This window comes from Streptomyces sp. M41, assembly GCF_043673425.1.
GTDB lineage: Bacteria > Actinomycetota > Actinomycetes > Streptomycetales > Streptomycetaceae > Streptomyces.
The window spans coordinates 1-18,861 of record NZ_JBIMKE010000001.1 but is presented as its reverse complement, the minus strand read 5'-3'; the positions used below and the strand labels follow the sequence as shown (position 1 = coordinate 18,861).

The following is an 18,861-nucleotide window of genomic DNA, read 5'->3' as shown; positions in this document are numbered from 1 at the left end:
GTGGGAGTCAGCTGGTCCGGGTGAGCAGTCGCCCCTTCGGCTCGGTGAACTCGCCGTCCGCGACGATGCGTTCGCCGCGCAGCCAGGTGGACCTGACGACGCCGTACAGGGTCTTGCCGGCATACGCCGTCACACGGTTGCGGTGCTGGAGGGAGGCCGGGTCGACGGTGAACGTCTCGTCGGGGGCGAAAACGGCGAAGTCGGCGTCGCGGCCCGCCTCGATGGCGCCCTTCTGAGCCAGTCCGACCAGCTGAGCCGTCCGCGCGGACATCCAGCGGACCACGTCCTCCAGGCCGTGTCCGCGCTCGCGTGCCTGCGTCCATACGGCCGCCAGGCTCAGCTGGAGTCCGGAGATGCCGCCCCAGGCCGTCGCGAAGTCGTCGGTCTTCAGGTCGGCCGTGGAGGGCGAGTGGTCGGTCACCACGCAGTCGATGGTGCCGTCGGCCAGCGCCTGCCAGAGCAGGTCCTGGTTGGCGGACTCACGGATCGGCGGACAGCACTTGAACTCGCTCGCGCCGTCCGGGACTTCCTCGGCGGTCAGGGTGAGGTAGTGCGGGCAGGTCTCGACGGTGATCCGTACGCCGTCGCGCCTGGCCTCGGCTATCAGCGGCAGCGCGTCGCTCGACGAGAGGTGCAGCACGTGCACGCGCGCGTCCAGACGCCTCGCCTGGGCGATCAGCTGGGCGATCGCCGTGTCCTCCGCGTCACGCGGGCGCGAGGCCAGGAAGTCGGCGTACTTGGGGCCGCCCTGCTGCGGGGCGGCGTCCAGATGGTGGGGGTCCTCGGCGTGCACGATCAGCAGGCCGTCGAAGGAGGCGATCTCGGCCAGCGACTGGGCGAGCTGGTCCTGCGTCAAATGCGGGAACTCGTCCACGCCGGACGGCGACAGGAAGCACTTGAAGCCGAAGACGCCGGACTCGTGCAGCGGGCGCAGGTCCTTGACGTTGTCGGGCAGGGCGCCGCCCCAGAAGCCGACGTCGATGTGTGCCTTGTCGGCGGCGACGTCCTGCTTGGTGCGGAGGTGGTCGACCGTCGTGGTGGGCGGGAGGGAGTTGAGCGGCATGTCGACGAGGGTGGTGATGCCGCCGGCCGCCGCCGCGCGGGTGGCGGTCCAAAAGCCCTCCCACTCGCTGCGGCCGGGGTCGTTGACGTGCACGTGCGTGTCGACCAGGCCGGGCAGCAGGACGTCGTCACCGAGGTCCTCCAGGCGGGCGCCGGGCGGGACCTGCGCGTCGTACGCCAGAACGGCCGCGATCTTCCCGTCGGCGACCGCGACCGAGGCCGCGCGTGTCCCCTCGGGTGTGATGACGCGCGTCGAGCGCAGCACCAGTTCAGCGTCGGACACCCGGACCCCTCTCTGCCGCCGTCAACTTCCGCGTGACGGAATTCAACTTTCTGTTGAAGGAGTCTTCACTCCCGTTCCCGAGCCGTCAAGGGGCACACTTCTCCAGAGTGCATCCGACGCACCCACTCTGGACGTTTCCACAAAGCGGAATTATAATTCCAGCAGGCAGAACGTAGCTAAGTACAAGGCGGCGGTCAGCCGACTCACGGGTAGGCTTTGGCCCTCCCACAGGCCCCGAAAGGAACGCGCCGTGCCGACGTCCAGCGCCAGCACCACCGACTCCGCCAGGTCCAGCTCCAATGGTGGCGTCCAGTCCCTCGAGCGCGCCTTCGACCTGCTCGAACGGATGGCGGACGCGGGCGGCGAGGTCGGCCTGAGTGAGCTCTCCGCGAGCAGCGGGCTGCCGCTGCCCACCATCCACCGCCTGATGCGCACGCTCGTGGCCTGCGGATATGTACGCCAGCAGCCCAACCGCCGCTATGCGCTGGGCCCGCGCCTGATCCGCCTCGGCGAGTCCGCCTCCCGGCTGCTGGGCACCTGGGCCCGCCCCTACCTCGCCCGGCTGGTCGAGGAGACCGGCGAGACGGCGAACATGGCCCTGCTCGACGGCGACGAGATCGTGTACGTGGCCCAGGTGCCGTCCAAGCACTCGATGCGCATGTTCACCGAGGTCGGCCGGCGTGTGCTGCCGCACTCCACCGGCGTCGGCAAGGCGCTGCTCGCCGGTTTCCCGCCGGAGGAGGTGCGCGCGCTGCTGGCCCGTACGGGCATGCCGGCCGCCACGGAGAAGACGATCACCACGGCGGACGGCTTCCTCGCGGCGCTGGAGGACGTCCGGCGCAACGGCTACGCGGTCGACGACAACGAACAGGAGGTCGGCGTGCGCTGCCTGGCCGTCTCCGTCCCCGACTCCCCCACCGCGGCAGCGATTTCGATCTCCGGTCCGGCGGGGCGGGTCACCGAGGCGGCCACGGACAAGATCGTGCCGGTGCTCCAGCAGGTCGCCGGGGAGCTGTCCGAGGCACTGGCCAGCCAGAACCAGGCGTGACACCGCAGCGGCGCCGGCCGGAGCCCCGCCATGGCGTCCAACCATGCCCGCGGCTGCGGTCGGGCGCCTCTGTCGACCGCCCGTCCCCCGAGACGCTGAGGCGCCGGGCCCTGCGATACGTCGGCACATCCGCACGACCGCCCGACGCCGTGCCCGGGGCTCGCGACGTCGGCATGATCCGAACGACAGCCCCTAACCTCGCCCCCGCGGCTGTTCCCCGAACAGGTCCACGGCGTCACGGACATCCGACAGGCCGCGCGACAGCGCGCTGACGGATCCGATCGCACCCGCGATCAGCAGTAAGGACCTGCGCAGCCGCGGCATTTCCGGCACCCCGCCGCTCGTCATCGCGGCCAGCGCGGCCAGTTCGTCCTCGGCGATCGCCCGGTCCGGGAACTCGGCCGGATGCGCCGCGAGTTCACGGCGCAGACGGGACACCGCCGTCCGCAGTTCCGCCACCCTCGAGTCCTCGTCGCTGCCCGTCACCGGCCTCTGCCCCAAGCTCCGCAACACAGCACTCCCCCTCGCACGCCGTTGTGCGCCAGTAGTCCCGCTCCCCCGCCGAGCCCCCCTGACGGTGGTCGGGCGCCGGGGACGCGGGTCAGTAAACGCCACCCGACGCCGGGTGCGCCACCATGCGGACGGAAATTCAGCCCTGGGGAACCGGGCACTCGCGCAGGTGTCAGGTAAGCAGGACATATGAATGAGACAGAAGTGCCCCCGGTCGCCGGACTGCTCCTCGCCGCCGGAGGCGGCAGACGGCTCGGCGGACGCCCCAAGGCGCTGCTCCGCCACCGCGGCCGGCCCCTCGTCGAGTACGCCGTCGGCGTGCTGCGCGCGGCCGGCTGCACCCGCGTGCACGTGGTGCTGGGGGCGCGGTCGGCCGCCGTACGGGAGTTGGCGGAGCTCGACGACTGCGTCCTGGTGGAGAACCCGGACTGGGCGGACGGCATGGGTTCGTCGCTGCGCGCGGGGCTCGAGTCGCTGGCCGGTACGGGGGCACGGGCGGCGCTCGTCTCACTCGTCGACCAGCCCGGCATCGGGCCGGAGGCGGTCGCGCGCGTGCTCGCGGCGTACCGGGACGGGACCTCGCTCGTCTCGGCCGCCTACGACGGCGTACGCGGACATCCCGTGCTCTTCGGCGCCGCCCATTGGGCGGGCATCGCCGCGACCGCCACCGGCGACCGGGGGGCCCGCGCCTACCTCAAGGAGCACGAGGAGGCGATCACCCTCGTCGAGTGCGGCGACGTGGCCCGGCCGTACGACATCGACACCGAGGCCGATCTCGCGCACCTTGAGTGAAAACGGTGGCACCCAGAGCCACCTTGCCTCGACTCAGAGAATCTCGACATCAACAAACCTTGAACTTCCACTATGAGGAAACTAGAATCCACTGTTCAGAAGCGCCCGTCCGCTCCACGGGCGTTCCCAGTCATATCCGGGAAGACTGGCACCCGGTGCCAAAGCTCGACCAGCTCGTCCACGTAGCTCGCTGAAGGAAGTGACAGCTCATGTCCGCACCAGCGCCGTCCCCGCTGGCCATCGTCGACGCCGAGCCCCTGCCCCGGCAGGAGGAGGTCCTCAACGAGGCGGCCCTCGCCTTCGTGGCCGAGCTGCACCGCCGGTTCACGCCCCGGCGTGACGAACTCCTCGCCCGCCGTGCGCAGCGCCGCGCCGAGATCGCCCGCACCTCCACGCTCGACTTCCTCCCGGAGACCGCCGCGATCCGCGCGGACGACTCCTGGAAGGTGGCCGCCTGCCCGCCCGCGCTCCAGGACCGCCGGGTGGAGATCACCGGCCCCACCGACCGCAAGATGACCATCAACGCCCTCAACTCGGGCGCCCGGGTCTGGCTCGCCGACTTCGAGGACGCATCCGCGCCCACCTGGGAGAACGTCATCCTCGGCCAGATCAACCTGATCGACGCCTACACCCGCAACATCGACTTCACCGACCCGAAGTCCGGCAAGTCGTACGCCCTGCGCGCGAACGACGAGCTCGCGACCGTGGTCATGCGCCCGCGCGGCTGGCATCTGAATGAGCGTCATCTCCAGATCGACGGCGAGCAGGTCCCGGGCGCCTTCGTCGACTTCGGCCTGTACTTCTTCCACAACGCCCAGCGCCTGCTCGACCTCGGCAAGGGCCCGTACTTCTACCTCCCGAAGACTGAGTCGCACCTGGAGGCCCGCCTCTGGAACGACGTCTTCGTCTTCGCGCAGGACTACGTCGGCATCCCGCAGGGCACCATCCGCGCGACCGTCCTGATCGAGACGATCACGGCGGCGTACGAGATGGAGGAGATCCTCTACGAACTGCGCGACCACGCCTCGGGGTTGAACGCCGGCCGCTGGGACTACCTGTTCTCCATCGTCAAGAACTTCCGTGACGGCGGCGCCAAGTTCGTCCTGCCGGACCGCAACGCGGTCACGATGACGGCGCCCTTCATGCGCGCGTACACCGAACTCCTCGTCCGCACCTGCCACAAGCGCGGCGCGCACGCGATCGGCGGCATGGCGGCCTTCATCCCGTCCCGCCGGGACGCCGAGGTCAACAAGGTGGCCTTCGAGAAGGTCCGCGCCGACAAGGACCGCGAGGCCGGCGACGGCTTCGACGGCTCCTGGGTCGCCCACCCCGACCTGGTCCCGATCGCCATGGAGTCCTTCGACAAGGTCCTCGGCGACAAGCCGAACCAGAAGGACCGCCTGCGCGAGGACGTCTCCGTCCAGGCGGCCGACCTGATCGCGATCGACTCGCTGGACGCCAGGCCGACGTACCCGGGCCTGGTCAACGCCGTCCAGGTCGGCATCCGTTACATCGAGGCCTGGCTGCGCGGCCTCGGCGCGGTCGCCATCTTCAACCTCATGGAGGACGCGGCCACCGCCGAGATCTCCCGCTCCCAGATCTGGCAGTGGATCAACGCGGGCGTCGAGTTCGAGAACGGCGAGCAGGCCACCCCGGAGCTGGCCCGCAAGGTCGCCGCCGAGGAACTGAGCAACATCCGCGCGGAGATCGGCGAGGAGGCCTTCGCGGCCGGACACTGGCAGCAGGCCCACGACCTGCTCCTGGAGGTCTCCCTCGACGACGACTACGCGGACTTCCTGACGCTGCCGGCGTACGAGCAGCTCAGGGGCTGACCTACTCCTGCGACGCCTTGTCCGAGTGGCCCAGGGACCTGCCCGGGGCCACTCGGTCGCGTACGGCGCGCTTGACCGCCGTGGGCTCCGGGAAGCCCTGTTCGCGGCGGTCCCAGACCAGCTCGTCGTCCACGCGGACGGCGAAGACACCGCCCTTGCCGGGCTTCAGGGCCAGCTCGGTGAGCTCCGCCTCGAAGGTGGTGAGCAGTTCCTGCGCCAGCCAGGCCGCTCGGGGCAGCCAGCCGCACTGGGTGCAGTACTCGATCTCGACACGGCCGGTCATCCGAAATGCACCGTCCCATCCTGTTCCACGGCCGGTTTGCCGTGCAGGTCAGGGACCTGCTTGAGCCAATTGGGCCGTCCTTGCCGAGTCCTCGCCGCCCGCAGGGCCTCCTCGGCGGCGAGCTCCTCTCGGGCGGGGAAGTCGGTGGGGAGCCACGCGGCGGACGCCCGCACGCGCGCGTGGAGATGGCCGACGTAGGCCTCGCGGACCGCGTCCGGGGAGAGGAAGCCGGGCTCGTGGGCCAGCCAGGCGTCCGGCACCTCGGCCACGATCCCGCGCAGCAGCTCCTCGGTCACCCTGGGGGCCAGCTCCGCGTCGGCGGCCCGTACGTCGGGGGCGTAGTGGCCGAGGGCGTGGTGACGGAAGTCGTATGCCTTCTCGGGGTCCGAGCCGTCCCAGCGGTGGTGGAAGATCAGGGCCGCCCCGTGGTCGATGAGCCACAGACGCGGCGGGGCCGTGCCGAGCGTCGGCCAGATCATCAGGTTCGAGCTCTGGACCGTACGGTCGACGTTCGCGGTCAGCGCGTCCAGCCAGACGATCCGGCCCGCCTCCAGCGGCTCGACGGGGAAGCTCTTCGCGACCTCCGGGGTGAAGTCCCGGGCGCCCGGCAGAAAGTCCATGCCGAGGTTGACGCCGGCGCTCGCGCTGTGCAGGTCCCGTACCTCCTGGTGGGGCTCGCCGTCCGCGATCACCGGGTCGAAGTGGACCAGGACCAGTTCGGGGAAGCGCAGGCCGAGGGCGCGGGCCAGCTCGCCGACGATCACCTCGGCGACCAGCGCCTTGCGGCCCTGCGCGGAGCCGGTGAACTTCACGACGTATGTGCCGAGGTCGTCGGCCTCGACGACTGCGGGCATGGAGCCGCCGGAGCGCAGCGGGGTCACGTATCGAACAGCAGTCACATCGCGCAGCACACCGGCCAGGGTAGTTCAGATCATGGGCCGGCCAGGGGGTTCGGCAGTGGCAGGTAGCGGGCGTCCGCGCCGTCGGCGTTCGTCCAGCGCAGTAGGAGGTTCGTCTTGCCGGGCAGGGCCGGGGCCGCGAGCAGGCCGGCGATCTCGGGAAGGTCATGGCGGGCCAGTTCGCGGCGTACGGCCGGCCAAGGGTCCAGGGCCGGGTGGCGTTCGGCGAGGGCCGCGGCGATCTCCGCGAGGTGGTTGACGACCAGGCAGTACACCAGCCGTTCCCAGCCGGCCGCGCGCTCCACGTCCGGCAGCAGCTTCACGCCCTCGGCGTCCCGGAACAGCGCCTGCACCGGCATACCGTCGGTGTCGAAGGCGACCAGCGTGTTCTGCAGGTGCGCCTCCAGTACGACGCCGTGCTCGGCGAAGGCCGTCAGGACGGGCGGCACGACCTGCGCCAGGTACGCCTCCCACCAGGCCGCCGGATCGTCGGCTCCGTCGAGCGGGCTGCCCGTGAAGCCCTCGGCCAGACCGGCGGCGAGCAGCGCGGTCGCGCCGGGCAGGAGATGGCCGCGCAGCCCGTCACGGACCAGGACGGCGAGTTCCTCGAAGGCGAAATGCGCGGTGCGGTAGCCGCGGTCGCTCAGCCAGGCCGCGTGGCCGGTGGCGAAGGCCGCGGTGGCCGCCGCGTCGGTACGGCGCAGTTTCAGCAGGTCGTGGCGCCACAGCCGGCGGATGTCGTTGGTGATCCGCACATCGAGGCTGAACTTCAGGAACAGGTCGTGCTCGGGAAGGTGGAGGGTGCGGATCGCGGCCGTCGGCCAGGCGTCGCAGCCGGTGGTGCCGAGCCGGATCAGGCGGCCGTCGGCGAAGGCCGGTGCCAGGTCCACGAGGTCGAGCTGCCAGGGGTGGGCCGGCAGCAGCCGGTAGCCGGGCGGGGCGTCGCCGACGGCGTCCAGGGCGGAGGTGTCACCCTCCTCGACGACCGTGTCCTCGCGCACACCGAGCAGCGTCAGCGGGAAACGGGCGTGCGCCTCGGGGGCGTACGGCAGCCAGCCGGCGACCGGGCCGCCACCGCGCGCCTTGGGGGCGGGGTGGTAGGGGTGGCCGGTGAGGAGGGACTGCTCGGAGCGCAGATACGGGTCGTCCGGCGGCGTGGCACGCGCGCGTGCCGTGAGCAGCGCGGCCACCGTGTCCCGGCTGTCGGTCATCTCGGCGGGCAGTTCGTGGTTGGAGACACCGGTGTGGCGGCGCAGTTCGTCGGCGACGAGTTTCACCAGCTCGGCATGGTCGACGCGCTGCCAGGCGCCGGCCACCCGCACCTGCGGCTCGGCGGGCCGCCGCGCGCCGCGGACCCGCAGCAGACGCCCGGAGCCGGGCAGCCGGTGGACCCGCCACTCGTCCGGGCCGGGCAGCGGCTCGGCCACTTCCCGCAGGAAGCAGTTGAGCAGGGGTGCGATCGCGTGGGCGTCGGCGCGGGCCGCGACGTCCTCGGCCTCGTCGGGGCCGGTGGCGGGCGGGGGGTTGAGGTGCAACGCGATCCACTCGTTCTCTACGGTCCGTATCTGCGGGAGGACGATCAGTATGTCTGTCGTCGGCACCTGCCCTACGCCCTACTCGTACCCGAGGAGCCCACCCGTGCACCGTCCCTCCAGCGCCGAGGCCGAGGTCGCCGCCGAACTGGCCGATGTCCGCCCCGAACTCGCCTCGCGGTACGCGGCCGAGCTCCCCGGGGCGCGGGCGGCCGTGCTGACCCGGTTGTGGCGTGCGCTCGCCCATGAACCGCTGCCCTGGGTGGCCCGGCGTGAACCCGCCGCGGACGGCCTCACCCTGCGTCTTGGCGACGGCCGACGGCTGCACGGCCCGCTGCCCGACCCGTACGCGACCGCCGCGTACGTCACCGCCGTGCGGCTCGACGGGATGTCGTACGACGATCCGGCCCGGCTGCTGACCGATCTCGCTGTGGCGCACGGCACATCGTTCGCGGCCGAACTCGGCCACAGCGTCGCCTCGTTGGCGCTGTCCCGGGCGGGGCAGCCGGCTCACTCCACCGAGTGGCCGTTGCTCGACCGGGAGTGGGAGCAGCGGGTGGTCGACGGTCATCCCTTCCACCCCAACTGCCGTTCCCGGCCCGGGTTCTCGGTCGCCGAGCAGCTGGCGTACGGGCCGGAGCACCGGCCGGTGGTCATGTTGGGCACGGTGCCGGTGCGGGCGGACGAGTGCCTGGTGACGGGCGGGTGGCCGGGTGAACTGCGCGACGGAGAGCGGCTGTTGCTGCCGGTGCATCCATGGCAGGCCGAGCATGTGCTCAAGCGCCCGCACGACTCCTACGGCGACGCGATCGCCGCGCATCCGCTGATGTCGCTGCGGACCCTGGCGCTTCCCGGAGGGCCGCACGTCAAGACCGCGCTCAGCGCCCGGCTGACGTCCTCGGTGCGGGACATCTCGGTGTACTCCATCGGCATGTCGGCCACCCTGTCGGACTTCGCGGAGACGCTCGCGGCGCGCATGGACGGGCTGCTGCACATCACCCGCACCCTGGGCGCAGCGACCGCCCACTCCCCCGACCTGGCGGCGGTGCTGCGCGAGTCGCCGCAGGAGTACGCGGGGCCCGGGGAGCGGGTGGTGCCGGTGGCCGCGCTCGCGACGACCGAGTTGCCCCGGTCGCCCGACTGGCTGGCGCGGTTCACGCGGCTCGCCCTCCTTGTGGGGCTGCGGCTGCTGGAACTGGGGGTGGCGCTGGAGGCGCACGGCCAGAATCTGCTCGTGGTGCTGGCCGAGAACGGCTCCCCGGTGCGGCTGGTCTACCGCGACCTCGCCGACATCCGCGTCAGCCCGGCCCGGCTGGCCCGGCACGGCATCGCGGTACCGGAGCTGACCGGCCGGGTCGTCACGGACGAGGTGACGACCCTGCGCCGCAAGCTGTTCGGCTCGCTGGTGGCGGGGGCGCTGGCGGGTACGGCGGGCTCGGGCGCGGCGCTGCGCGGGGCGCTGGAGTCGGTCGTGGGCGAGCTGGAGGCGGTCGTGGGCGAGCTGCCGGAGACCGGGGACCTGGCGGCACTGCGTCAGGAACCGCTGCCGACGAAGGCGCTGACGCTGATGCGGCTGTCCCCCGGAACGCCCGGGGACCAGTGGGCCCAGCTGCCCAATCCGCTGGTCACCGAGGTGTTCTGACCCCTTCTGACCCTCGTTCCGGTCTCGTTTTGAAGCGGAGCACCTCTGATCAATAAGATCCGCCGATGATCACAAGAACACGGCTGGCGACCGGGGTCTGCGCCCTGCTCGCCGCGCTCACGGCCGGGATGGCGTTCCCGGCCGGGGCGGTTGCCGATGAGACCGGCGCGATGGCGCCCAAGGTCGATCTCGTCCTCGACGTGAGCGGCTCGATGCGGGCCCGGGACATCGACGGCCAGTCCCGGATGGCCGCCGCGAAGCAGGCCTTCAACGAGGTGCTGGACGCGACGCCCGAAGAGGTTCAGCTCGGCATCCGCACGCTCGGCGCCGACTACCCGGGCGACGACCGCAGGACGGGCTGCAAGGACACCGCGCAGCTCTACCCGGTCGGCCCGCTGGACCGCACCGAGGCCAAGACGGCGGTGGCGACGCTGACGCCGACCGGCTGGACGCCCATCGGGCCCGCGCTGCTCAAGGCGGCCGACGACCTCGACGGCGGCGCGGGCTCTAAGCGGATCGTGCTGATCAGTGACGGCGAGGACACCTGCGCCCCGCTCGACCCGTGCGAGGTGGCCCGGGAGATCGCCGCCAAGGGCATCGGCCTGACCATCGACACACTCGGCCTGGTCCCGAACACCAAGCTGCGCCGGCAGCTCAGCTGCATCGCCGAGGCGACCGGCGGGACGTTCACCTCGGTCGAGCACACCGAGGAACTCACCGACAAGGTCAACCAGTTGGTGGACCGGGCGGCCGACCCCGTGGTGACGCCGGTCGCGACGACGGGCGCGGACCGGTGCGCGAAGGCGCCCACGCTGAAGTCCGGCCTGTACACCGACCGCGAGGAGTTCGGACAGCAGCGCTGGTACCGCGTGGCCGTCGAGCCCGGCCAGGAGTTGCGCGCCTCGGTGAGCGTGTCGGCCGACCGGGCCGTGAACCCCTCCTACGGGGTGCTGCTGCGGGCGGTGACCGAGCGCGGGCGGGAGATCGTACGCGGCGAGGCGGCGGGCAACGGCCGTACGGACGTCGTGTCGACCGGTCTGCGCCATCCGAAGGCCGAGGCCGACGACGACGGAGACGGGGACGGGGACACCGCGACCGCCGAGACCGTGTGCCTCCAGGTCACCCACTCCTTCTCGGCCGGCTCCGGTGTGCAAGCCACGCCCGGACTGCCGCTGGAACTGACGATCGACGTCGTGGACGGGCCGTCGCGGTCGGGCGACGTGGCCTCCTTCGGCCTCGGGCGCGGCTGGTGGCTGCTCGGCACGCTGATCCTGGCCGGCTTCCTCGCCGGTCTCGTCTGGGGCTGGCTGTCGCGCTGGCGGGTCGCGGTCTGGAGGACCAACTGATGCGGATCACACGTGCGCTGAGCGCGGCCCTGCTCATGCTGGGGCCGGCGGTCACCCCCGCGGCGGCCGACGCTTCTCCCTCCCCCACCGCTTCCAAGGACGGCGGCGCGCCGACCCGGGCGGGCACCTCCTTCCGTACGGCGACCGAGATCGAGCAGGGGCGGACGGCCACCGCTGGGGGAGCCTCCACGGGCGACTACCTGTACTGGTCGTTCCCCGCTGACGCGGGCCTGCGCCCCACCGTCGAGGCGACGGTGAAGTTGCCCGACACGCACGCCGCCCAGACCTGGCAGATCGACGTGTACGACGGTCTGCGCCGCCGTCAGGCCTGCCAGTACGGGGCACAGACGCGCACCGCGGCGGCGAACGCGGGCACGGTCGAGTTGCGCTGCGTCCTGCGCACCGTCCGCGGCTGGTCGGAGCCCTGGGCCGACGATCCGCTGCCGGGCACGTACTACCTCCGGCTGACGGTCGTGGAGGTGCCCGCCTCCGACCTCGGTCTGCCGGTCGGCGCCGAAGTGCGAGTCGATTCCAAGGACATCGGCGGTTCGGCCGCGGTCGACGGGGCGCTGGCACAGCCGCTCGTGCCCGGAGTCGCCGTCAATTCGTCGCAGGACGAGGAGAGTTCCGCTTCAGCCGTGCTGTCCGGCGTCGAGCCCGAGGACGGCTGGGCCTCCGGCTGGTGGTCGGACCGCTGGGTGTGGACGGGGACCGGCGGCGCGCTGGCAGCGCTCGCGGGTGTCGCCGGGTACGCGCTGACGCGCGGCTCGGGACGGCCGCCGCGGGTGCCGCCGGGCGCCTGACGGATCGTCACGCTCATCGACTAGGTCCGCCGCACCTGACTGTGCGGCGGGCTTCGTCGTGGGGTCAGACGTCCCGCAGGGCCTTGGCCAAGGTCCCGTCCCCGCTCACCTCGATACGGCCGCCCCGCACGGCGTCCGCCACACTCAACTCCCCCCGGGCGACCGCCTCGCACGTCACGGAGTCCAGGACCAGTCGGGCGTCCGGTTCACCGGGGGCGGGCCCGTCCCCGTAGACCGCCCCGTCCTCGGCGCCGACGTACAGGTGGAAGTCACCCTCCTCCAGCCGTACTTCGACCAGCCCCGCGCCCTCCAGGGATCGCAGCAGAGGCAGCGCGAACCAGTGCGCGCGCACGGCGTCGGTGGGGCGCCGCTCGCCGAGCTCGGCCTGCCCCCACTCCCCAAGCGCCTGGAGGACGGGCAGCAACTCCCGCCCACGTGCGGTGAGTTCGTACACGTACGCCGCTCCCGGCGGAGGCAGCTTGCGACGCGTGCTGATGCCGTCGCGTTCCATGTCCTTCAGCCGAGAGGCGAGTACGTCCGTGCTGACACCCGGCAGATCGGCGTGCAGGTCGGTGTAGCGCCGCGGACCGGCCAGCAGCTCCCGGACGATCAGCAGGGTCCAGCGGTCGCCGACGAGGTCGAGCGCACGGGCGGCGGAACAGTACTGGTCGTAGCTTCGGCGAGGTGACATGTGACGCAGTCTAGACAAGTTGTTGGACTTTCCAAGCTCGAACTTGGTAAAACCAAGCAACACACGAAACCGGAGGGGCGAGCGCGCATGGAGTTCCGGCAGTCGAGCAAGCTGAGCGAGGTCTGCTACGAGATCCGCGGCCCGGTGATCGAGCACGCCAACGCACTGGAGGAGGCGGGCCACAGCGTGCTCCGCCTGAACACCGGCAACCCCGCGCTCTTCGGCTTCGAGGCGCCTGAGGAGATCCTCCAGGACATGATCCGGATGCTCCCCCAGGCGCACGGCTACACCGACTCCCGGGGCGTCCTCTCCGCCCGCCGCGCCGTCGCCCAGCGGTACCAGACGCTGGGCCTGGAGGTCGACGTGGACGACGTCTTCCTTGGCAACGGCGTGTCCGAGCTCGTCTCCATGGCCGTACAGGCACTGGTGGAGGACGGCGACGAGATCCTCGTCCCCGCACCGGACTTCCCCCTCTGGACGGCGGTGACGACCCTCGCCGGCGGCAAGGCGGTCCACTACCTGTGCGACGAGCAGGCCGACTGGTACCCGGACCTGGAGGACATGGCGTCGAAGATCACGGACCGCACCAAGGCCGTGGTCATCATCAACCCGAACAACCCCACCGGCGCGGTGTATCCCAAGGAGATCCTGGAGGGCATCCTCGACCTCGCCCGCCGGCACGGTCTGATGGTCTTCGCCGACGAGATCTACGACCAGATCCTCTACGACGACGCCGTGCACCACTCGGTCGCGACCCTCGCCCCCGACCTGGTGGTCCTCACCTTCTGCGGCCTGTCCAAGACCTACCGGGTGGCGGGCTTCCGCTCCGGCTGGCTGCTGGTCACCGGCCCCAAGCAGCACGCGAAGGACTATCTGGAGGGCCTGACCATGCTGGCCTCCATGCGGCTGTGCGCCAACGCGCCCGCCCAGTACGCGATCCAGGCCGCACTCGGGGGTCGTCAGTCCATCCGCGAACTGACCGCGCCTGGTGGCCGCCTGCACGAACAGCGTGACGTGGCCTGGGAGAAGCTCAATGAGATCCCCGGGGTGTCGTGCGTGAAGCCGAAGGGCGCGCTGTACGCGTTCCCGCGTCTCGACCCCAAGGTGCACAAGATCCATGACGACGAGAAGTTCGTCCTGGACCTGCTGCTGCGGGAGAAGATCCAGGTGGTGCAGGGCACGGGATTCAACTGGCCTACGCCCGACCACTTCCGCGTCCTGACCCTGCCGTACGCGGACGACCTGGAGGCCGCCATCGGGCGGATCGGGAGGTTCCTGAGCGGGTACCGGCAGTAGCCCCTGGGGCGGTTGAGCCTGGCTTGTCGACGTTCGCTGATTCGCGATCACAGAGAACGGGGATGCCGTAGAGTGCGGCCACTGATCTCTGGGGTCGGGGATGGGGGAACCGACAGGTGTTCTTGTCGCTTCGGAGTGAATCAGGCTCACCACCGCACTTACGCGGCCGAATCGCCCTTCTGCTCCTGCTCGTCGCGCTCGCGGGCACCCCCTGGGCACAACAGCCGGTCTGGAACTTCTACTTCGAGAAGTTCTACGTGGAAGGCTCCGGCGACGAGACCCTGCGACGGCTCGTCGAAGCGGCGTTCGTCCCGGGCTGGGGGTACTCCGCCGGCGACTACGGCAGTGTGACCTTCCTGGTCGTCGACGACGTCTGCGCCGCGGCACTGCTCGTGGGACTCGCCGTCCTCGCCCGGCGCCTCCTGCGCCGCCGGGCCGGCTGGCTGCGCTCACTCGCCACGGGAGTGCTCGCCGCCGGGTTCGCGTCCCTGCTGCGGTTCGGCCTTCTCGAAGGGTTCGTCCCCGACGACCAACTCGCGTCGCCCGAAACCCTGTTGAAGGACCTCACGCTGTCGGCGCTCGTCTTCGGGCTGGCGGTCGGCGTGCTGCTCGCGCTGCTGACCGCCGGGCCGCCCCGTGCACATGCCCCGAGGTCCGTCGCCGCCCGGCGGAGGTCACCGGCCAGGAGGAGAGAGGGAGGGCTCGGCATGACGACCCCACAGGCACGTATGCCGGTCGGGAGCGCACCGGGTGACGTCACCCGCTATCTGTGCGCCGCTGCCTATGTGGACGAACGATTCGCCGACCGGGTGGTGGAAGAGGTCCTGGCCGACGAGGTCAGTGCCGTGGCACCCTCACCCGACGTCGACCTCGTGACGGTCGTACGCCATTGCCTGACGGCACAGGAACTGCGGCACCACCGCGATCTGCGGCTGACAGGGGCGTTCACCGTCGTGGCACTGCTGGCACCGCTGTGGCTGCTGTACGTCGGGGTGCTGCTGTCCACCGCCCGGCGCCCCGGCGCCCGGCCGAGCCTGGCCACCCGAGGCCGCCACGAGCCCGGCAGGGCAGTGCTGGCCGGCAGTGTCATCACGGCCGCGATGGTGGTGCTGCTCGCCTTCTACTTCGGCTTCCTGTTCTCGACGCTGCCCGTGCCGGGCTTCGTCGGCTGGCTGCTCGGCGCCTATCTGGGCGGGGTACCTGCCGTGCTCGCGTCGGTAGGGGCGGCGGCGTTCGCCTGCGTGACGGTCCTGCGGCACGACCTCGAGGTCGACCGGCTGCTGCGCACCACGATGACCCGCGAGACGTTCTCCCGGCAGCCCCGGCCCACCGTCCCGCGCCGCAAGTGGATGGCCGAGCGGCTGGCGGCCATCCAGGAGGCGCAGGCCGGCAATGTCACGGTGTACAGCGGCTACACCCCGTTCGTCGGCTACTCGCAGACCAGCTCGAAGTGGACGCTCGCGGTGCCGCTCCTGCCCGCCGACGACCCGCCCGGCATGGGTGCGCGACCGGCCGAGCCCGAGCCCTTCACGGTCGCCGAACTCGTCGACCACGTGCGCGCCCGACTGCGCGCGGTGGCCGAGCGCGGCGACAGCGCCGGGGTGGCCGAGCCCGGCGGGGAGTCGCTCGGTTCCCTCGCCATCGAGGACCGCGTCTTCGCGAGCGGCACGACCATCGGCGACGACGACCGTTTCGTCAAGGCCCACAGCATCACCCCGGCCGCGCGGCTGTCGCCCGAGGAGGTCGAGCGGGTCATGCTGCGGCCGACCGGGACCGTCCGCCACTATCTGGCGGTGCATGTGCCGATGTGGGGCGGGGACGTGGTGCCGAGCGTCTTCCTGCATTTCTCGACCGCGGGCAGGACGCTGCATCTGCACTGTGACAACCATGTGCTCGGCCCGGTGGCCGCCGGCTACCACGTCGTGGACCGCCTGCGCGGCCCGCTCGGCGCCGACGGCCGAAGGGGTCTGCTGCTGACCGCGCTCGCCCGCACCGGCGGAGCCTTCCTCGCGGCGCCGATGCGGGCGCTGCGCCACGCCCGCTTCGAGGCCCGGCACAGCAGGCGCATGGTGGACGAGCTGAAGGCCATGGAGCAGGACCCGGTCTTCGACTACGGCGCCCGGGTGAGCATCCGGGAGATGGCGCTCAGCCCCGACTACCACAACTACTTCCAGGTCGTGGACGCCGGCCGGATCGTCTCCCTCGTGGAACGCCACACCCTCGCCGCCGTCAGGGAGTTCCTCGACGCGCGCGGCTACGACATCACCGACTTCCGCACCCAACAGCAGACGATCCTCAACCAGGGGCTCATCCAGCAGGGCGGGATGAGCATCATCGGCAACCAGGCGATCGGCGCGGGTGCCACCGCCACCCAGAACATCCCGCAGCAGCCCGGCGCCTCCGCCCTCAGTGCCGCCGGCGGCTCCGACAAGAAGTAGGGGACTTCCTCATGCGTAACGACGACGGGCGCCAGGACCCTCCCGTCAACAAGGGCGTCATGATCAGCGGAGGCACCCACTACGTGGGCAACCAGGCCGTGGGAGACGGCGCCCGGGCGTTCTCCGGCTCGGTCTCCTTCCAGGCGCAGGACCCCGAGCAGGCCGCCCGTACCGCGGAACTCCTCGCTCAGGTCGAGCGGTTGCTGACGGAGCACCGCGCGGCACTCGCCGACCCGGACGCCACCACCAGGGAACTGCGCCGGCTGCGCGAGGAGCTCGAGGAGGACGAACCGCAGCCGACCGTCCTGCGGCGGGCTCTCGACCGGCTGAACGAGTTCGTCCAGCCGGTGGCCCCGCTCGTCGCCGCGGTCGGCCAGCTCGCCCAGTCGGTGCAGGGTCTGCCGGGAGTCTGAACCGGCGAGGGGCGGGGGCGGCCGGCGCACGGTCCGGGCCTCCGGGCTGGGCGAGGGCCGTCCGGCCCAGTCCGTCCTGCGGTCGCCGGCGCCGCTGTGGCACGGTGCTGGGAGACGAGCGGGAAGGGCGCGCACGTGGGTGATCTCCTTCTGGTCCGGCACGGCGAGACCGAGTGGTCCCGGTCCGGGCGGCACACCGGGTCGACGGACGTGCCGCTGACCGAGCACGGCCGTCAGGAGGCGAGGCGCCTCGCGCCGTCGATCCGGTCCCTGCGCATCGGGGCGGCGTTCGTCAGCCCGTTGCGCCGGGCACGAGAGACCGCCGAGCTGCTCGGGCTGCACGAGGCGGCGGACGTGACGGTCGACGCGGACCTGCGGGAGTGGGACTACGGCGGCTACGAGGGCGTCACGACCGTCGAGATCCAGCGTGCGCGGCCGGGCTGGTTCCTGTTCACGGACGGGGTCGCGCCCGGGCCGCCCGACCACCCCGGAGAGAGTGTGCGGCAGGTCGGGGAGCGCGCCGACCGGATGCTGGCGAAGCTGGACGCCGCACTCGCCGGACGCGAGGAGTGCGCGGTGCTCGTGGCGCACGGCCACTTCCTGCGGGTGCTCACGGCGCGCCGGCTCGGGCTGCCGCCGGCCGACGGGGCCCTGTTCCAGCTGGCCACCGGGACCGTGTGCCGACTGGGCACCGAACACGGGCGGCCGGTGATCGCGGAGTGGAATGTCAGACCCGGGTCGTAGCCTTCGAAGCGGTGGGGCCTCGCCACCGTGAGAAGGGAGCACGCCGTGACACGACCGCCGACCGCCGCGCAGCGGCGTGTGATCGACGCCGCCGACCCGGAGACGGGGCGCCTGCAGGGTGGTACGCAGGCCCAGCTCGCGGCGCTGGTGAAGCGGGGGCTCGCCTTCCGGCACCCGCGGCCTCCGCACGATCACTTTCTGACACCGGCGGGCCATCGGATACGGGAGTCGGAGCCGACGGCGCCGGCTGAGCCCACGGTCGACGAGCCGGCCCGAGGCGCGTTCGCCGCGCGGATCGGCGGTGCGGACGGCGCCCCGCAGTCGAGTCCCGCCCGGCTGAGGGAGGTGCGCGGCGCCTGGCAAGGGCTGCTGGAGCTGCGCCGGATGACCAACCCGGACGGGGCGACGGACCGGCCGTGCGGTTGGGAGCGTCAGCATCTGGTGCAGGCCGCGGCCCTCGCCCTGGAGGCCGCCGGGCACCCGCCGGCCGAGCCGGACGCCGAGGAGGGATACCGGGTGCGGGCGACGCCGCAGCCGGAGGCGGTCGCGGTGCGCGAGCCCGACGGTGCGCGCCTGCGGGCCTGCGCGGCCACACTGGAGGAGGCGGGCTGGCAGGTCGGCGAGTACACCGAGCCTCGTACCAGAGCGCGTTATCTGCTGGCGTCCCCACGCCGGGCATGACGTGCGTGCCAAGATCGATGCGCAGCGCATCGAATGTCAGAAGGGGAAGCAGTGAGCGAGCCGTTTTCCGTCCGGGTCACCGTCCGCGGCTATGAGACGGACGTGCAGGGGCACGTCAACCAGAGCGTGTACGTCAACTACGCCGAGCACGCCCGCTGGTCGTTGCTCCAAGCCGCGGGCATCACCCAGCGGGGCCTCATAGGCAAGGGGGTGGGCCCCGTCGCCCTGGAGACCACCATCCGCTACCGGCGCGAACTGCTCGCCGGCGACGAGATCGATGTGAGTTGCGCCTTCGAGTGGTCGGGCGGCAAAACCTTCCGTATCCAGCAACTCGTCCGCAAGACGGACGGCACGGTGGCCGCCGAGCTCACCGCCGTCGGCGGTCTGCTGGACCTCCAGGAGCGCAAGCTGGTGGCCCGTCCCGACGAGATCTTCAAGGAGCTGGCGTCGGACCCGAGCCTGTTCGGGCTCTAGGTGTATTGACCCGCGGGGTTGTTCACACGGCTGATCGGTGGCTGGCCGCCGAGTGCGGTGTGGCAGCGATGGTGGTTGTAGGTGTGCAGGAA

18 protein-coding genes are annotated in these 18,861 nt (G+C 71.6%); 12 read left to right on the top strand and 6 right to left on the bottom strand.

The genetic code is table 11. From position 1 onward, the window contains the following. Nucleotides 1-7 precede the first annotated feature (7 nt). Nucleotides 8-1,345, bottom strand: a complete 1,338-nt coding sequence (gene allB / locus ACHBTE_RS00090) for an allantoinase AllB (protein WP_394721139.1) — start codon at nt 1,343-1,345, stop codon at nt 8-10. 250 nt (nt 1,346-1,595) lie between these two features. On the opposite strand from allB, the gene ACHBTE_RS00085 reads away from it, so the two are divergent. Beyond that, on the top strand, nt 1,596-2,393 hold the full coding sequence (locus tag ACHBTE_RS00085) for an IclR family transcriptional regulator (protein ID WP_394721138.1): 798 nt from the start codon (nt 1,596-1,598) through the stop codon (nt 2,391-2,393). 192 nt (nt 2,394-2,585) lie between these two features. On the opposite strand, the gene ACHBTE_RS00080 is transcribed toward ACHBTE_RS00085, so the two are convergent. Next, a complete protein-coding gene (locus ACHBTE_RS00080; RefSeq protein WP_394721137.1) occupies nt 2,586-2,906 on the bottom strand; it encodes a DUF5955 family protein in 321 nt (106 codons plus the stop codon). A 186-nt stretch (nt 2,907-3,092) separates the two neighbouring features. Here ACHBTE_RS00080 and ACHBTE_RS00075 point away from each other — a divergent pair, with 186 nt between their 5' ends. Next, complete coding sequence (locus tag ACHBTE_RS00075) at nt 3,093-3,695, top strand: NTP transferase domain-containing protein (protein WP_394721136.1); 603 nt, start codon at nt 3,093-3,095, stop codon at nt 3,693-3,695. A 209-nt stretch (nt 3,696-3,904) separates the two neighbouring features. Beyond that, nucleotides 3,905-5,527, top strand: coding sequence for a malate synthase A (aceB, locus tag ACHBTE_RS00070; protein ID WP_394721135.1), 1,623 nt, complete (start codon nt 3,905-3,907; stop codon nt 5,525-5,527). A 1-nt stretch (nt 5,528) separates the two neighbouring features. Here aceB and ACHBTE_RS00065 read toward each other — a convergent pair whose 3' ends face one another. The 3 genes from ACHBTE_RS00065 to ACHBTE_RS00055 are packed head-to-tail and all read right to left on the bottom strand — an operon-like array spanning nt 5,529 to nt 8,244. After that, nucleotides 5,529-5,810 (bottom strand): SelT/SelW/SelH family protein, encoded by a 282-nt coding sequence (locus tag ACHBTE_RS00065; protein WP_394721134.1) that lies wholly within the window; start codon nt 5,808-5,810, stop codon nt 5,529-5,531. Further along, nucleotides 5,807-6,721, bottom strand: coding sequence for a HipA family kinase (locus ACHBTE_RS00060; protein ID WP_394721133.1), 915 nt, complete (start codon nt 6,719-6,721; stop codon nt 5,807-5,809). Before ACHBTE_RS00060 ends, ACHBTE_RS00065 begins: the two co-directional genes overlap by 4 nt. Before the next feature lie 20 nt (nt 6,722-6,741). Then, on the bottom strand, nt 6,742-8,244 hold the full coding sequence (locus ACHBTE_RS00055; RefSeq protein ID WP_394721569.1) for an IucA/IucC family protein: 1,503 nt from the start codon (nt 8,242-8,244) through the stop codon (nt 6,742-6,744). A gap of 103 nt (nt 8,245-8,347) precedes the next feature. Here ACHBTE_RS00055 and ACHBTE_RS00050 point away from each other — a divergent pair, with 103 nt between their 5' ends. The 3 genes from ACHBTE_RS00050 to ACHBTE_RS00040 all read left to right on the top strand — a co-directional run bounded on the left by ACHBTE_RS00050 (nt 8,348) and on the right by ACHBTE_RS00040 (nt 12,032). After that, nucleotides 8,348-9,883 (top strand): IucA/IucC family protein, encoded by a 1,536-nt coding sequence (locus ACHBTE_RS00050; RefSeq protein ID WP_394721132.1) that lies wholly within the window; start codon nt 8,348-8,350, stop codon nt 9,881-9,883. A gap of 65 nt (nt 9,884-9,948) precedes the next feature. Continuing rightward, nucleotides 9,949-11,229: a VWA domain-containing protein gene (locus tag ACHBTE_RS00045; protein WP_394721131.1), complete on the top strand. Its 1,281-nt coding sequence runs from the start codon at nt 9,949-9,951 to the stop codon at nt 11,227-11,229. Continuing rightward, nucleotides 11,229-12,032, top strand: coding sequence for a hypothetical protein (locus ACHBTE_RS00040; protein ID WP_394721130.1), 804 nt, complete (start codon nt 11,229-11,231; stop codon nt 12,030-12,032). Before ACHBTE_RS00045 ends, ACHBTE_RS00040 begins: the two co-directional genes overlap by 1 nt. 64 nt (nt 12,033-12,096) lie before the next feature. Here ACHBTE_RS00040 and ACHBTE_RS00035 read toward each other — a convergent pair whose 3' ends face one another. Then, a complete protein-coding gene (locus ACHBTE_RS00035) occupies nt 12,097-12,723 on the bottom strand; it encodes a winged helix-turn-helix transcriptional regulator (protein WP_394721129.1) in 627 nt (208 codons plus the stop codon). Nucleotides 12,724-12,810: 87 nt separating this feature from the next. On the opposite strand from ACHBTE_RS00035, the gene ACHBTE_RS00030 reads away from it, so the two are divergent. The 6 genes from ACHBTE_RS00030 to ACHBTE_RS00005 all read left to right on the top strand — a co-directional run bounded on the left by ACHBTE_RS00030 (nt 12,811) and on the right by ACHBTE_RS00005 (nt 18,769). Next, nucleotides 12,811-14,019, top strand: a complete 1,209-nt coding sequence (locus ACHBTE_RS00030; RefSeq protein WP_394721128.1) for a pyridoxal phosphate-dependent aminotransferase — start codon at nt 12,811-12,813, stop codon at nt 14,017-14,019. A gap of 116 nt (nt 14,020-14,135) precedes the next feature. After that, the gene (locus ACHBTE_RS00025; RefSeq protein WP_394721127.1) at nt 14,136-16,457 is read left to right on the top strand and encodes a hypothetical protein; all 2,322 of its coding nucleotides are present in this window, start codon (nt 14,136-14,138) and stop codon (nt 16,455-16,457) included. Nucleotides 16,458-16,468: 11 nt separating this feature from the next. Next, on the top strand, nt 16,469-16,870 hold the full coding sequence (locus tag ACHBTE_RS00020) for a DUF5955 family protein (protein WP_394721126.1): 402 nt from the start codon (nt 16,469-16,471) through the stop codon (nt 16,868-16,870). Between the two features lie 135 nt (nt 16,871-17,005). Continuing rightward, on the top strand, nt 17,006-17,614 hold the full coding sequence (locus ACHBTE_RS00015) for a histidine phosphatase family protein (RefSeq protein WP_394721125.1): 609 nt from the start codon (nt 17,006-17,008) through the stop codon (nt 17,612-17,614). A 45-nt stretch (nt 17,615-17,659) separates the two neighbouring features. Further along, nucleotides 17,660-18,295 carry a hypothetical protein gene (locus tag ACHBTE_RS00010; protein WP_394721124.1) on the top strand — a complete coding sequence of 212 codons (636 nt, stop codon included), beginning with the start codon at nt 17,660-17,662 and terminating at the stop codon, nt 18,293-18,295. Nucleotides 18,296-18,346: 51 nt separating this feature from the next. Further along, nucleotides 18,347-18,769, top strand: coding sequence for an acyl-CoA thioesterase (locus ACHBTE_RS00005; RefSeq protein WP_394721123.1), 423 nt, complete (start codon nt 18,347-18,349; stop codon nt 18,767-18,769). Nucleotides 18,770-18,861: the final 92 nt, after the last annotated feature.